Origin of the sequence: Variovorax sp. YR750, from assembly GCF_900109805.1 — a bacterium.
GTDB classification, from domain to species: domain Bacteria; phylum Pseudomonadota; class Gammaproteobacteria; order Burkholderiales; family Burkholderiaceae_C; genus Variovorax; species Variovorax gossypii.
This window is the reverse complement of sequence record NZ_FOBJ01000011.1, coordinates 135,118-148,712: the sequence shown is the minus strand read 5'-3', so window position 1 is coordinate 148,712 and position 13,595 is coordinate 135,118. Positions and strand designations below refer to the sequence as shown.

Annotated in this window: 13 protein-coding genes; 1 reads left to right on the top strand and 12 read right to left on the bottom strand. The window is 69.1% G+C overall.

Annotation, left to right across the window (positions count from 1 at the left end):
- The 6 genes from rpoN to argS form a co-directional block, all read right to left on the bottom strand.
- The gene (gene rpoN / locus BMY35_RS22510) at positions 1-1,611 is read right to left on the bottom strand and encodes an RNA polymerase factor sigma-54 (RefSeq protein WP_093203954.1); all 1,611 of its coding nucleotides are present in this window, start codon (positions 1,609-1,611) and stop codon (positions 1-3) included.
- A 21-nt stretch (positions 1,612-1,632) separates the two neighbouring features.
- Positions 1,633-2,427: an LPS export ABC transporter ATP-binding protein gene (gene lptB, locus BMY35_RS22505; protein WP_093203952.1), complete on the bottom strand. Its 795-nt coding sequence runs from the start codon at positions 2,425-2,427 to the stop codon at positions 1,633-1,635.
- Positions 2,424-3,143 carry a lipopolysaccharide transport periplasmic protein LptA gene (gene lptA, locus BMY35_RS22500; protein ID WP_093203949.1) on the bottom strand — a complete coding sequence of 240 codons (720 nt, stop codon included), beginning with the start codon at positions 3,141-3,143 and terminating at the stop codon, positions 2,424-2,426. Before lptA ends, lptB begins: the two co-directional genes overlap by 4 nt.
- Before the next feature lie 132 nt (positions 3,144-3,275).
- Positions 3,276-3,923 carry a thiol:disulfide interchange protein DsbA/DsbL gene (locus BMY35_RS22495; RefSeq protein WP_093203947.1) on the bottom strand — a complete coding sequence of 216 codons (648 nt, stop codon included), beginning with the start codon at positions 3,921-3,923 and terminating at the stop codon, positions 3,276-3,278.
- Positions 3,924-4,079: 156 nt separating this feature from the next.
- A complete protein-coding gene (locus BMY35_RS22490; protein ID WP_093203944.1) occupies positions 4,080-4,850 on the bottom strand; it encodes an SPOR domain-containing protein in 771 nt (256 codons plus the stop codon).
- An 11-nt stretch (positions 4,851-4,861) separates the two neighbouring features.
- Positions 4,862-6,547, bottom strand: a complete 1,686-nt coding sequence (gene argS, locus BMY35_RS22485) for an arginine--tRNA ligase (protein ID WP_093203942.1) — start codon at positions 6,545-6,547, stop codon at positions 4,862-4,864.
- A gap of 131 nt (positions 6,548-6,678) precedes the next feature.
- Here argS and BMY35_RS22480 point away from each other — a divergent pair, with 131 nt between their 5' ends.
- Positions 6,679-7,023: a hypothetical protein gene (locus tag BMY35_RS22480; protein WP_093203939.1), complete on the top strand. Its 345-nt coding sequence runs from the start codon at positions 6,679-6,681 to the stop codon at positions 7,021-7,023.
- Between the two features lie 98 nt (positions 7,024-7,121).
- Here the strand turns inward: BMY35_RS22480 and BMY35_RS22475 are convergent, their stop codons facing one another.
- The 6 genes from BMY35_RS22475 to BMY35_RS22450 all read right to left on the bottom strand — a co-directional run bounded on the left by BMY35_RS22475 (position 7,122) and on the right by BMY35_RS22450 (position 13,593).
- Complete coding sequence (locus BMY35_RS22475; RefSeq protein ID WP_093203935.1) at positions 7,122-9,158, bottom strand: spermidine synthase; 2,037 nt, start codon at positions 9,156-9,158, stop codon at positions 7,122-7,124.
- A 7-nt stretch (positions 9,159-9,165) separates the two neighbouring features.
- Positions 9,166-9,618: a DUF2214 family protein gene (locus tag BMY35_RS22470; RefSeq protein WP_093203932.1), complete on the bottom strand. Its 453-nt coding sequence runs from the start codon at positions 9,616-9,618 to the stop codon at positions 9,166-9,168.
- 61 nt (positions 9,619-9,679) lie between these two features.
- Positions 9,680-10,606 carry a LysR family transcriptional regulator gene (locus tag BMY35_RS22465; protein WP_093203930.1) on the bottom strand — a complete coding sequence of 309 codons (927 nt, stop codon included), beginning with the start codon at positions 10,604-10,606 and terminating at the stop codon, positions 9,680-9,682.
- 48 nt (positions 10,607-10,654) lie between these two features.
- Positions 10,655-11,599, bottom strand: a complete 945-nt coding sequence (locus BMY35_RS22460; RefSeq protein WP_093203927.1) for an SMP-30/gluconolactonase/LRE family protein — start codon at positions 11,597-11,599, stop codon at positions 10,655-10,657.
- Positions 11,600-11,607: 8 nt separating this feature from the next.
- Positions 11,608-12,579 carry a Bug family tripartite tricarboxylate transporter substrate binding protein gene (locus tag BMY35_RS22455; protein WP_093203925.1) on the bottom strand — a complete coding sequence of 324 codons (972 nt, stop codon included), beginning with the start codon at positions 12,577-12,579 and terminating at the stop codon, positions 11,608-11,610.
- Between the two features lie 33 nt (positions 12,580-12,612).
- Positions 12,613-13,593: a Bug family tripartite tricarboxylate transporter substrate binding protein gene (locus BMY35_RS22450; RefSeq protein WP_093203923.1), complete on the bottom strand. Its 981-nt coding sequence runs from the start codon at positions 13,591-13,593 to the stop codon at positions 12,613-12,615.
- Positions 13,594-13,595 lie beyond the last annotated feature (2 nt).

Genomic DNA, 13,595 nt, shown 5'->3' with positions numbered 1-13,595 from the left:
CTACAGGGCTTTGCGCAGGTTGGCGGGAGCGATGCGAAGCGCCTCGCGGTACTTGGCGACGGTGCGGCGCGCGCACTCGATGCCCTGTTCCTTCAGCATCTCGGAGATCTGGCTGTCCGACAGCGGCTTCTTCACGCTCTCGGAGCCGACGAACTGCTTGATGAGCGCGCGCACCGCGGTGCTCGACGCATTGCCGCCGGTCTCGGTGCCCAGCGCCGAGCCGAAGAAGTACTTGAGCTCGACCGTGCCGAAGGGCGTGGCCATGTACTTGGCGGTGGTCACGCGCGAGATGGTCGACTCGTGCAGGCCCAGCTCGTCGGCGATCTCGCGCAGCACCAGCGGGCGCATGGCCAGCTCGCCGTGCACGAAGTAGCTCTTCTGCCGCTCGACGATGGCGTTGCTCACGCGCAGGATGGTGTCGAAGCGCTGCTGGATGTTCTTGATGAACCAGCGCGCCTCCTGCAGCCGCTGCGACAGCGCCTGGCTGCCCTCGCCCTTGTGCGACTTGAGCGCGCCGGCGTAGATGTCGTGCACGCGCAGGCGCGGCATCACCTCGGGGTTGAGCATGACGCGGAACTTCACGTTCGTGCCGCGCCCGGTCTTGGTGACGATCACGTCGGGAATGATGATGTTGCGCTCGACGTCGACGAAGCTGCGGCCCGGCTTGGGCTCCAGCCGCGCGATGATCTGCAGCGCCGAGCGCACCAGGTCCTCGTTGCTGCGGGTGAGCGTGGCCAGGCGCTTGAAGTCGCGGCGCGCGAGCAGCTCCATCGGCTGCTTGCAGATGGCGATGGCGGTCTTGCGGACCTGCTCCTCTTCCTCGGTCTCGTCCTCGCTGGCCATGGCGCGCAGCTGGATGCTCAGGCATTCGCCGAGGTCGCGCGCGCCGACGCCGGCGGGCTCCAGGCTCTGCAGCAGGCCGAGCGCCACCTGGAAGTGGTGCACCAGGTCGTCGAACTGGTCGTTGTCGTCGCCGGCCAGGCCCGAGGCCAGGGCGGGCAGCGAGTCTTCGAGGTAGCCGTCGTCGTTGAGCGATTCGATCAGGAAGCGCAGCGCGGCGCTGTCGTTCTCGTCGAGGCGCAGGCTCAGCGCCTGGCGATGCAGGAAGGACTGCAGCGACTCCTGGCTGCGCGCGAGCTCGGTGGCGTCGGCGCGCTCGTCGTCGCCCAGGTTGTTCTGGCGCGCGGGCGCGTCGCTGCCCCATTCGCTGTCGTCGGGCGCCATGTCGACGGTGCCGTCGCCTTCCCAGTCGGGCTCGCGCTCGGAGATGTCGGCGGCGGGGCCGTCGGTGTCGGCCGTACTGGTGACGGTTTCGGTGGAAGCAGTGGAGGCGCTGCTGGCGGCCGGCGAAGCGAAGTCGCCCTCGCCGTCCCCGCCTTCACCACCATCACCGCCTTCATCGCGCGGAACCGGGGCATCGGCCGTGTCGAGCCCGAATTCCTCGCGCGCCGCTTCTTCCGCGGTGCGCTCGAGGAACGGGTTCTCGTCGAGCATCTGCTCCACCTCCTGGCTCAGTTCGAGCGTGGAGAGTTGAAGCAGCCTGATCGACTGCTGCAGCTGTGGCGTCAGCGCCAGATGCTGCGAAACGCGAAGGGACAGCCCTTGCTTCATGGTGGAAACCGCCCCCGCGCCTTACATGCGGAAGTGCTCGCCCAGGTACACCCTGCGTACCTCGGCGTTGTCGACGATCTCCGAAGGCGTGCCTTGTGCCAGCACATGCCCGTCGCTGATGATGAAGGCGTGATCGCAGATGCCCAGCGTCTCGCGCACGTTGTGATCGGTGATGAGCACGCCGATGCCGCGCTCCTTCAGGAAGCTGATGATCCGCTGGATCTCGATCACCGCAATCGGGTCGATGCCGGCGAAGGGCTCGTCCAGCAGGATGAAGCGCGGCTGCGTGGCCAGCGCGCGCGCGATCTCGACGCGGCGGCGCTCGCCGCCCGACAGCGCGAGCGCGGGCGAATCGCGCAGGTGGTCGACGCGCAGGTCGGCCAGCAGCTCGGACAGGCGCTCCTCGATGTGCGGCTTCGACAGCGGGGCCATCTTGCCGTTCGCGTCGGGCTCCATCTGCAACTCGAGCACGGCGCGCACGTTCTCCTCGACCGTGAGCTTGCGGAAGATCGAGGCTTCCTGCGGCAGGTAGCTCAGGCCCATGCGGGCGCGGCGGTGGATCGGCATGTGGGCGATGGGCTCGCCGTCGATGGTGATGTCGCCGGCATCGGCGCGCACCAGACCCACGATCATGTAGAACGACGTGGTCTTGCCGGCGCCGTTGGGGCCGAGCAGCCCGACGACTTCGCCCTTCTGTACGTCGAGCGAGACGTCCTTCACGACCGTGCGGCTGCCGTAGCTCTTCTTCAGGCCGCGCGCGACCAGGCGGCTGCCCGGGGCGCCGTTGACGTCCTGCGTTCCTGCGGATTCGATCACTTGCGGGTATCTCCCTGGTCACTGCCGAGCGTGGTGCTCTGGCGCAGGCCCTTGCCGGGTGCCGGGGTGGGCGCCGGCGGCGGCGCCTTCGCGCCGGCGGCCGGGGCCGAGGCGCCGGCCGCAGGGGCTGTGGCGGCCTTGGGGGTCAGGATGGTCCTGACGCGCCCGCCCGGGGCCGAGGCGTTGACGGCGGTATTCGGCGGCACGGTGGAACCGTTGACGGTGTAGGTGTCGTTGCTCTGGTCGTAGACGATCAGCGCGCCCTGGCTCTCGTCGTTCGGCGTGGCGCCCAGCAGCCGGCGCATGGTGGCGTTGCGGATGAACTTGACGTTGTCGGCGCGGCTGTCGTACTCGATCACTTCCGACTCGCCCTCGATCCACTCGTCGGGCGCGTTGCGCTTCTGCTTGTAGTAGGCCCGCTTGCCGGGTGCCGCCGTGACCACGCCGTACTGGTAGCCCTCGGCGTCCTGGCGCACGTCCAGCCGCGCGCCGCGGATGATGATCGTGCCCTTTGTCACCAAAACGTTGCCGGTGAACACGCTGGTCTGCTTCAGGTCGTCGTAGCGCATCGCGTCCGACTCGATGTTCATCGGCTTGGAGCGGTCGGCGGTCTCGGCCAGGGCACCCGAGGCGAAGCCGGCCAGCAACAGCGCGCCGGCAGCCAGCCGGCTGACGCGACGAAGGAAGGGGGTGGTGGGGTAAGAGTGCAATGTCATAGAGGCACGAAACTTGCTCGGCATTGTATGCGTCTGAGTGCTTCTGCCCCGCACGCACAGATGAAAAAGCCCGCCTAGGCGGGCTTGACTTTCGCTCTGGTTTGCTACCAGAAACAGCGTGAATCCAAGGGCTCAGCCCTTCTTTGCTTCGCCGATCAAATAGTTCACGACCTGAAGCACTTTGGTCATGTTGCCGGCGGTCTCGCCGTCCACGTACCAGCGGCCTGCCACGGCCATCGCAGGCACGCCGGCCACCTTGTAGGCGTCGGTCAGCTGCGAGGCGCGCTTGGCCTTGCTGGCCACGCCGAAGGAGGTGAAGGTTTCCTTGAACTTGGCGGCATCCAGGCCGTTGGCGGTGGCCCAGGCAATGATGTTGGCGTCGCCGTTCACGTTCTGGCGCTGGGCGTGGATCGCGTTGAACACCTTCGGCTGGTATTCGTCGACCTTGCCCATGGCTTCGAGCGTGTAGTACAGGCGCTGCTTGGCCTCGACGTCGTTGCCCACGAAGGGAACGGGGATGCGGCGGAAGGCGACTTCCTTCGGCACCGTCTTGATCCAGGCTTCCAGCGACGGCTCGAAGTCGTTGCAGTGCGGGCAGTTGTACGAGAAGAACTCGACCACCTCGATCTTGCCGGCGGGCGCGTCGACCGGCACCCGCTTGTCGAGCACCAGGTACTCGGAGCCGGCCTTGGGCACGCGCGCCTGGGCGTGTGCCGGGTTGGCGGCCAGGGACAGCAGTCCGAGCGAAGTGGCGGCCAGCGAAAAGTCACGACGTTTCATTGAAAGAGCTCTCCAGTTATTACGGCAGACTGAGCCGGCGCGCGGCGGGGAGTTCCCCCGCATCCGGCGCGCCCGAGGCTGTGGATGGTGGCGGCAAACGCCGCGCAGCGAAGCTTAGGGGCTATTCGTGTCGGTTGCCGGCCGGATGGCGTCCGGTCAGCGCTGCACGCGGACCAGCGCCGAATCCATCCCGCCGCCGTCGAGCCGCTCCTTCAGGCGGTCGGCGTCGTCCTTCTTGTTGAAGGGGCCGGCACGCACGCGGTAGACGGTGCGGCCCGCCTGCTCGCGCTCGGTGACCTTGGCTTCGACGCCCATCAGCGACAGCTTGGCCCGCTGCGCCTCGGCGTCCTCGGTGGTGCGGAAGGCGCCGGCCTGCACGAAGTACATGAACGGATCGGGGCCGGAGCTGCTGCCGGCGTTGCTGCCGCTGCTCGGCGCGGCCGACGCGGTGGTCGTGCTGCCGGAGCCGGAAACGCTGCCCGAGCGGGCGCGGGCCAGGTCGCCCAGCGGATCGTTCGACGGCGGCAGGGCGTTGGCCTCGGCCGGCACCGGCGCGGGGCGCGGCTTGGGCGCCACCACCACGGGCACCGGCGGCGCGGTGTTGGGCGAAGCGGTGGCCGGAGCCGCGGCGGTGTTGCCGGTGGCCGGCTCGCCGGTGATGGGGTTGACCGGGCCGGCCGGAGCGGCCGGGGCCGCCGGCTTGGGAGCGCCTGCCTTGCCGGCCAGCGGCGCGTTCGGGTCCCAGTCGCGGTTCTTGCGGGCTTCGGCCTCGTCCTGCTCGGCGCCGCCGCGCTGCGTCTTGGTCACGAACGGGATCGGCACCTTGGTCACGTAGACCGCGATGCCCAGCGCGACGCCCAGGCCGAGCACCAGCCCGATGATCAGGCCGATGACGATGTTGCCGCGTTGACTTCTTGTCTTCTTCATGGTGAGGGAGTTCACATCTTGCTCGGCGCACTGACGCCGAGAATCGCGAGGCCATTGTGCAGCACCTGCGCGGTCGCGGCGACCAGCGCCAGGCGGGCCAGTTTCACCTTTTCGTCGTCGACCAGGATGCGCTCGGCGTCGTAGTAGCTGTGGTAGCTGGCGGCCAGCTCGCGCAGGTAGAAGGTGACATCGTGCGGGGCGAAGTCCTTCGAGGCGGCGGTCAGCATGGCCGGGTACTTGGCCAGCAGCAGCATCAGCGCCTGGGCGACCGGGCTCTCCAGCGGCGACAGGTCGACGTCCTTGAGCGCGGCGGCGTCGCCGCCCCAGCCGGCCAGCACCGAGCAGATGCGCGCGTGGGCGTACTGCACGTAGTAGACCGGGTTGTCGTTGTTCTTCGTCACCGCGAGGTCGACGTCGAAGGTGTACTCGGTATCGGGCTTGCGGCTCAGCAGGAAGAAGCGCACCGCATCGGTGCTGGTCCACTCGATCAGGTCGCGCAGCGTGACGTAGCTGCCGGCGCGCTTGCTGATCTTGACCTCCTCGCCGCCCTTCATCACGCGCACCATGGTGTGCAGCACGTAGTCGGGGTAGCCCTCGGGGATGCCCTCGCCGGCGGCCTGCAGGCCGGCGCGCACGCGGGCGATGGTGCCGTGGTGGTCGGTGCCCTGGATGTTGATGACCTTGTGGAAGCCGCGCTCCCACTTGGCGATGTGATACGCGACGTCGGGCACGAAGTACGTGTACGTGCCGTCCTGCTTCTTCATCACGCGGTCCTTGTCGTCGCCGTAGTCGGTCGACTTCAGCCACAGTGCGCCGTCCTGCTCGTAGGTCTTGCCGGCGGCCACGAGCTTGCGCACCGCATCCTCGACGCGGCCGCTGGTGTAGAGGCTGGACTCCAGGTAGTACTGGTCGAAACGCACGCGGAAGGCCTGCAGGTCCAGGTCCTGCTCGCGGCGCAGGTAGGCCACGGCGAACTCGCGGATGGCGTCGATGTCCTCGATGTCGCCGCTGGCGGTGACTTCGCGGTCTTCCGACTTGACGGTCTTCTTCGCCTTGAAGTCGGCCGCGATGTCGGCGATGTAGTCGCCGTTGTATGCAGGCGCCTTCTCGCCGCTGGGCCATTCGGCGTCCCCGGGCTTGAAGCCGCGCGCGCGCAGTTGCGTGCTGTTGGCCAGCGTCTGGATCTGCACGCCGGCGTCGTTGTAGTAGTACTCGCGCCAGACGCTCTCGCCCTGCGAGGCGCGCAGGTTGCAGATGGCGTCGCCGAGCGCGGCCTGGCGGCCGTGGCCCACATGCAGCGGACCGGTCGGGTTGGCCGAGACGAACTCGACCAGCACCTTCTCGCCGGTGGCCGGCTGTTGGCCGAAAGTATTCCCGGCCGACAGCACCTCGCGCACGATCTGCTGCTTGGCGGCAGTCTTCAGGCGGATGTTGAGGAAGCCGGGCCCGGCGATCTCGATGGCGTCGACCCACTGGGCGAACGCGGGGGTGGCGAGCAGCGCGGCGCTCAGTTCCTCGCCCAGTTCGCGGGGCTTGCGCCCCAGCGGCTTGGCGAGCTGCATCGCTGCCGTGCAGGCGAAATCGCCGTGCGCGGCCATCTTGGGCGACTCGAACGCGGCCTTGGAGCCGGCGCCGGGCGAGAGGGATTCGAGCGTGTTCGCGAGCGCCGCGAGCAGCTCCTGTTTGACCAATAGCATCCGGAAATTTTACCGGGGGCAAACCCGGGCGCTGTTGACGATGGTCATCCGATCGTTGCCTTGGCCCGTTACGATGGTCGGCCCCGAGGCGGGGAACCTGTCACAACTCAACCTAGCGAGGACATATCACCATGAAGAAGCTCCTTTCCCTGGTCGCACTGGGCATCTGCCTTTCCTTCGGCGCAGCCCAGGCTCAAGACAAGGCTCCCGCACCCGCTGCAGCCCCCGCCGCTGCCGCCCCTGCCGCAGCAGCCCCCGCCGCCGGCGCAAGCTGCGAAGCCAAGGCCGTGGACAAGAACGGCAAGGCCCTGGCCGGCGCCGCCAAGGCCAGCTCCATCAAGAAGTGCGAGAAGGAAACCAAGGCCGCGGCCGCTCCCGCCTGCGCCGCCAAGGCCGTGGACAAGAACGGCAAGCCGCTGGCCGGCGCCGCCAAGAACAGCTTCATCAAGAAGTGCGAGAAGGACGCCAAGGCCTGAAGCCATGGCGCGTCGGTGCATCGAAGCACCGGCCTTCGAGAAGAACGAGGCCCGCAGCGTGCGGGTCTTTTCTTTTGGCGTGACCGTGCCGCCGTGCGCTACTTCAGCGCGCCGAGCAGGTTGTTGAAGTCGTCGGTCCAGGGCCGTTGCCCGGGCTGCACTTCGATGGGAATGGCTGCCTGCCCCATCGGATCACGCTTCAGCACCCGCGGATCGCGCGCGACCAGCACCCAGTCGGTGCGGCGCAGCCATTCGGCCTGCTCCGCCTCGTCGTGCACCAGCACCGCATGCAGTCCCCGCGCCTGCGCCACCCTGGCGATCACGGGCGAGAGCGCCAGGAAGCGGTTGGTGACATGAAAGGCGATCACCCCGTCGGGCTTCATGTGCCGCAGGTAGGCGTCCATCGCCTCGGCCGTGAGCAGGTGGACCGGCACCGAGTCTCCTGAAAACGCATCCACCGCGAGCACGTCGAAGCCCTGCACCGGCTCGCGCTCCAGCGCCAGCCGGGCATCGCCGAGCACGCGCTCGATGCGCGCGGCGCTGTCGCGCAGGAAGCTGAATTCCTTGTCCGCCAGCTCGAACACCTGCGGATTGATCTCGTAGAAGCGGTAGACGTCGCCGCTGCGGCCGTAAGTCGCGAGCGTGCCGGCACCCAGCCCGATCAGCCCCACGCGGCGCGGCCCCGCCGGCGCGGCGGCGATCGCGCGGCCGATGCCCGAAGTCTCGCCGTAGTAGGTGGTGGGCTCGCGCCGGCGCGCCGGGTCCAGAAACTGCGCTCCGTGCTTGACCGATCCGTGCGCCAGCTGGCGCACGCTGTCGGAGGGCGGGTCGCGCATCGTGTCGTATGCCAGCAGCGCGCCATAGAAATTGCGCTGCAGGCTCCGCGCGCCCGCCCGGTCGCTGTCGATCTGCAGCAACAGGAAAAGCATGCAGCAGGCAGCCAGCACCACGCAGCTCAGCCGCAGCCACATCCGCCGGCGCAGCACGGCCGCGGCCGCCAGCGCCGTCAGCATCAGGCCGAGCCCCAGTTCGTAGTACGCCGCCAGCACGTGCGGCGCGACCAGCCCGACCATCACCCCGCCCAGCGCCCCGCCCAACGACAGCATCAGGTAGAAGCGCGTGAGGTAGCGCGCCCCCGGCCTCAGCCTCGCGGTTTCGCCGTGCAGGAACATGCACAGCACGAAAAGCCCCGACACGTAGAGCGGCAGCGCGACGTAGACATCGGCGCCGATGCTGTGCTGCAGCCCGAAGGCGCACAGCAGCAGCATCACGGCCGCCAGCGGCAGGAACACGCCACGGCGGTACCAGCGGTCGCTCTCGAAGCACAGCACGAAGGTCAGCAGGTACAGCGACAGCGGCAGCACCCACAGGAAAGGCACCGCGGCGACGTTCTGGGTGATGTGGTTCGTCACGGCCAGCAGCAGCCACGAAGCCAGCGCGGGCAGCGCGAGCCACAGCAGGTAGTCGGCGGGCCGCGGCGGCTGGTCCGGCGCGGCGGCCTGGCCGGGCGGCTGCGGCGCCACCACGCCGACCGGCCAGCGCCGCGCCATGTACAGCGTCGTGCCCGCGCACAGCAGCACGAACGCGCCGTAGCCCCACGACCATCCGTTGGCCTGCTGCCGCAGCGTGCTGAACGGCTCGATCAGCACCGGATAGCTCAGCAGCGACAGCAGCGAAGCCAGGTTCGACAGCGAGAAGTACCGGTACACCTGCGCGCCCCAGGGCGTGCGCGCCACCCACGACTGCACCAGCGGCCCGGTGGTGGAAAGCAGGAAGTACGGCAGGCCGATAGTGGCGAGCAGCAGCCCCAGGATCCGCCAGGCCGGGTCTTCGGCGCCGGTCGGCTTCCACTGCGCGCCCACCACGATCGGCACGAAGGCCAGGCTCGCGACGAGCAGCCCCACGTGCAGCACGGCCTGCGCCCGCATGCGCAGGTGGCGCGCGACCCAGTCGGAGTACGCGTACCCCGCGAGCAGCACGGCCTGGAAGAACACCATGCAGACCGACCACACCGCGGCCGAGCCGCCGAACCACGGAAGAATCTGCTTCGCGATCAGCGGCTGGACCAGGAACAGCAGGAACGCGCTGCTGAAGATCGTTCCGGCAAACAGGAGCTGGATGCCGGCGCGTCCCATGCCGCGCCTACTTGCCGAAGCCCCGTGCCAGGAACACCGCCACCAGCGGGATCAGCGCGATCAGGTGCGCCTGGATCATCACCAGCTTGCGGGTCTTCAGGATCTCCGCCTCGGCCGGCAGCTTGCCGGTGGCGCGCAGCGTCTTGCGCCAGCGGAAATACGTGAGCGTCGGAAAGATCGACACCACGCCCACGATGATGAAGAGCCCCAGCTTCACGTGCAGCAGCGGGTTGGTCCAGTACCAGGCCGTGCCCTTCACGCCCCACCAGGTGCGCGCGATGCCGGTGGCGAGCACCGCGATGGCGGCGATGCCGTAGACCATGTCGACCTTGGCCAGCCGCTCGACCACCGCCGCGTTGAGCCACTGCACGCGGCACAGCGCCGCTTCGCTGGAAATGAACACAACCATCGTCAGGATGGCGAGCAAGTGCAGGTACGCGAGGATGGCTTCGAGCGTCATCAGTGACTTTCTTCTCTGTGGGGTTGCAAATGCAAACAGATTGTGACGCCGCTGATGCGCCTCAGGCCCTTCCTCCCCAGAATTCCGGATTCCCGTACTGCTCCTTGAGGAAATCAAGCCACAGTCGCACCCGCAGCGGCAGGTGCTTGGCACCCGCGAACACCGCATAGATGCCGTTGGGCGGCGCGGCGAACTCGTCGAGCAGCGGCACGAGCAGGCCGGCGTCGATCTCGGCCTCGACCTCCCAGGTGCTGCGCCAGGCGATGCCGTGGCCGGCGAGACACCAGTCGTGCAGCACCTGGCCGTCGGAGCAGTCGAGCGGGCCGCTCGGGCGCAGGTGGATCAGCTCCTGGTTGCCCTCCTCGTTGACGATGCGGAAGGCCCAGCCGCGCGTCTGCGAGGCGTCGCTCGACAGCGTGAGGCAGGCGAAGCGCGAGAGTTCGCCCGGATGCTTCGGCTTGCCGTGGCGGCGCACGAACTCCGGCGTGGCGACGCAGCGGCGGCGGTTGTCGGCGAGCCGCACGCTCACCAGCGACGAATCGGGCAGGTCGCCCACGCGCACCGCGCAGTCGAAGCTCTCGCCGGTGACGTCGACCACGCGGTCGCTGAGGTTCAGCGAAATGGTCACTTCAGGGTGCAGCGCATGGAAGCGCGGCACCAGCGGCGCGACGTGCCGGCGGCCGAAGCCGGCGGGCGCCGTCACGCGCAGGTGGCCGCTGGCCTTGAGACCGCCGGCGCTCACGCTGGCCTCGGCATTGGCGAACTCGGACAGCAGGCGCTGGCAGTCCTCGAGGAAGGAGCTGCCTTCGTTCGTGAGCGTGATGCGGCGCGTGGTGCGCACCAGCAGCTTGACGCCCAGGCGCTCTTCCAGCGCGTCGAGCCGGCGCCCCATGATCGCGGGCGCCACGCCCTCGGCCTTGGCCGCGGCGGTGAGGCTGCCGCGGGTCGCGACCGAGACGAAGGATTCGAGTTGCTTCAGGCGGTCCATGGGGCGGGAACTATAGCCCCGCTCACTCCGGCACCGGCCCTTCCGGCTCTAGACCTGGTGCCGGGAGTCCGTCGCGTGCGAGAAGAGCGGCGCCCCGCCCACCGGCAGCTCCGCCTCCAGCACGCTGCCGGTGGCCGAATCGGTCAGCACCAGCTGCCGCGTGCCGGGCCGGAAGGCGATGTTGGTCACCGTCTGCCCGGCCGGGCTGCGCACCATGTGCGTGACCTCGCCGCGCGCGTTGAGCACGAAGGCGCCGCCCAGGCTCGCATGCGCCACCACGAGGCCGCCATCGGCCGTGACCGCCAGCCCGTCGGGCCCGCTGGTGCCGAAGAAAGTCTGCAGCGCGCCCACCTTCGAGAGGCTGCCGTCGGGCAACAGCGGCGCGCGCCAGACCTGGTTGCCGCGCGTGACCGCCACGAAGAGCACCTTGCCGTCGGCGCTGGCCGCGATGCCGTTGGGACTCGGCGCGTTGCCCAGCAGCAGGTCGAGCCTGCCGTCGGCATGCAGCCGGTACACGCGCCCGGTGGGGTCGTGCAGGCCCGTCTGGCCCTGGTCGGTGAAATAGAGCCGCCCGTCGAGGTCGAAGCTCAGGTCGTTCACGCCCTTGAAGGACTCGCTGTTGCGATGCCCGAGCACCGTCTCGATACCGCCGCCTCCCGCATCGCGCCGCAGGATGCCGCGCCGGTAGTCCGCGATCCAGAGGCTGCCGTCGGCATGGATCGCCAGCCCGTTGGGCCAGCCGTCGTATTCGGCGACCAGCTCCCAGTCGAGCGACGAAGGCGCGATCCTGAAGATGCGGCCATAGGGAATGTCGGTGACGTACAGGTTTCCCGCCCGGTCGAACACCGGGCCTTCGAGAAAGCTATCCATCACGTGGCCGGGCTTGTTGGCGTCGACCCACTCGGTGCGCCGCGGCTTGCGGAACGCGTCGGGCAGGCGGGTGAGCACGCGCGCCTCGATGATCTCGGGCGGCTGGAAGTTCAGGTTCCACATGGCTTCGCTCAGTCGGGCTGGACGCCAGCGGCCTTGATGACCGCACCCCAGCTCTGCGTCTGGCCCTGGACGAACTTGCCGAAGTCGGCCGTCGCCGCGCCGCCGGGGCTCGCGCCCTGCTCGGCGAAGCGCTTCGCCAGGTCGGGCGACGCCAGCGCCTTCTTCACCTCGGCCTGCAGCTTCTCGACGATGGGCTGCGGCGTGCCCTTGGGCGCCGCGATGCCGAACCAGTTGGTGGCGGTGAAGTCCTTCAGCCCGGCCTCGGCGCTGGTGGGCACCTCGGGCAGCGCTGCAAGACGCTGCGGCGAAGTCACCAGCAGCGCGCGCACCTTGCCGCCCTTGACCTGCGGAATGGCCGTGGGCGCCGCCGTCACCAGCACGTCGACCTGCCCCGACACCACGCCCAGCATCGCCTCGCCCGCGCCCTTGTAGGGCACGTGCGTCAGCGCGAGCTTGCCGTTCTGCTTGAGCAGCTCGCCGCCCAGGTGGGTGGAGCTGCCCACGCCGCCCGAGCCGAAAGTCAGCTTGCCGGGATTCGCACGGGCCTCGTCGATCAGCGCCTGCACCGTCTTGTAGGGCGAGCTCGCGCCCACCACCAGCACCAGCGGCGCATCGACGATGGCCGTCACCGGCACCAGGTCGGCCGGCTCCCACGGCAGCTTCTTGAAGAGGTGCGGCAGCATCGCGTAGGTGGTGTCGTTGATCAGGAACGCGCCGCCGTCCGGCGCCGCCTTGGCCACGAAGTTGGAGCCGATGGTGCCGCTCGCGCCGGCCCTGTTGTCCACGTAGAAGGACACGCCAGTCTGCTCGGTGAGCTTCTGCGCGATCTGGCGCGCCGCGTAATCGGTGGTGCCGCCCGGCGCGTACGGGACCACGAGGCGCACCGGCTTCGAGGGCCACTGGGCCTGTGCCTGCGACTGCGCGGGGGCGATGAATGGAGCCGCCAGCGCGATGGCGGCGAGCCAGGAGTGCAGCTTCATCTTTGTTCCTTTGTCAGCAAGGAAAGGAGTCGGTCACTCGGGTCGCACGCCGGCCTCGCGCACCGCCGCGCCCCAGCGCGCATGCTCGGCCTTGATGTACTGCGCTGCCTGCTCGGGCGTACCGCCCACGGGCGTGCTGCCTTCGGCCAGCAGCTGCGAGATGGTCGCGGGCTTGGCCAGCGCCTTGTCGACGGCGGCACTGAGCTTCTTCACGATGTCGGGGCTGGTGCCGGCCGGCGCGACGAGCGCCTTCCAGTCCACCGCCTCGAAGCCCTTGTAGCTCTCGGCGACGGTGGGCACGTCGGGCATCACCGGAAGGCGCTTGGCCGAGGTGACGGCCAGCGCGCGCAGGCGGCCGCCCTTCACCATCGACAGCGCGCCCTGCGGCGTGGCGAACATGTAGTCGGTCTGGCCGCCGAGCAGGTCGGTGATGGCGGGGGCCGCGCCCTTGTATGGCACGTTGAGCACCGTGAAGCCCGCGCGCTTGGCCAGCACCTCGCCGGCCATGTGGCCCAGCGTGCCGGTGCCCGCGAGCGCCTGCCTGATCTCGCCCGGCTTGGCCTTGGCGGCGGCGACCAGCTCGGCCAGCGACTTGAACGGCGCATCGGCACGCACCACCAGCACCACGGGCTGCGAAGCCACCACCGCCACCGGCACCAGGTCCTTCAATGCGTCGTAGGGCATCTTGGGAAACAGCGTCGGGTTGATCGCGAGGTTCGCGGTCTGGCCCAGGCCGATGGTGTAGCCATCAGGCTTGGCCTTGGCCACCACGTCCATGCCGATGTTGCCGTTGCCGCCCGCGCGGTTGTCGACGATGAAGGTCCACTTGGTGTCGTCGGCGAGCTTCTGCGCGACGAGCCGCGCCACGATGTCGGTGGCGCCGCCGGGCGTGTAGGGAACGATGAGCCGAACGGGCTTGTCGGGCCAGGCGGTGTCGGCAAGGGCGGGGGCGGCGTTCAGCCATGCGGCGGCCGCGGCGCACGCCAGCAAGGCGCGCCGTGCATTGAAAAACATGA

Coding starts and splice junctions, on each gene's coding strand:
- BMY35_RS22450 (WP_093203923.1), bottom strand. CDS start 13,593: ATGTTTTTCAATGCACGGCGCGCCTTGCTGGCGTGCGCCGCGGCCGCC.
- BMY35_RS22460 (WP_093203927.1), bottom strand. CDS start 11,599: ATGTGGAACCTGAACTTCCAGCCGCCCGAGATCATCGAGGCGCGCGTG.
- argS (WP_093203942.1), bottom strand. CDS start 6,547: ATGCTATTGGTCAAACAGGAGCTGCTCGCGGCGCTCGCGAACACGCTC.
- BMY35_RS22470 (WP_093203932.1), bottom strand. CDS start 9,618: ATGACGCTCGAAGCCATCCTCGCGTACCTGCACTTGCTCGCCATCCTG.
- BMY35_RS22475 (WP_093203935.1), bottom strand. CDS start 9,158: ATGGGACGCGCCGGCATCCAGCTCCTGTTTGCCGGAACGATCTTCAGC.
- BMY35_RS22480 (WP_093203939.1), top strand. CDS start 6,679: ATGAAGAAGCTCCTTTCCCTGGTCGCACTGGGCATCTGCCTTTCCTTC.
- BMY35_RS22465 (WP_093203930.1), bottom strand. CDS start 10,606: ATGGACCGCCTGAAGCAACTCGAATCCTTCGTCTCGGTCGCGACCCGC.
- rpoN (WP_093203954.1), bottom strand. CDS start 1,611: ATGAAGCAAGGGCTGTCCCTTCGCGTTTCGCAGCATCTGGCGCTGACG.
- BMY35_RS22495 (WP_093203947.1), bottom strand. CDS start 3,923: ATGAAACGTCGTGACTTTTCGCTGGCCGCCACTTCGCTCGGACTGCTG.
- BMY35_RS22490 (WP_093203944.1), bottom strand. CDS start 4,850: ATGAAGAAGACAAGAAGTCAACGCGGCAACATCGTCATCGGCCTGATC.
- BMY35_RS22455 (WP_093203925.1), bottom strand. CDS start 12,579: ATGAAGCTGCACTCCTGGCTCGCCGCCATCGCGCTGGCGGCTCCATTC.
- lptA (WP_093203949.1), bottom strand. CDS start 3,143: ATGACATTGCACTCTTACCCCACCACCCCCTTCCTTCGTCGCGTCAGC.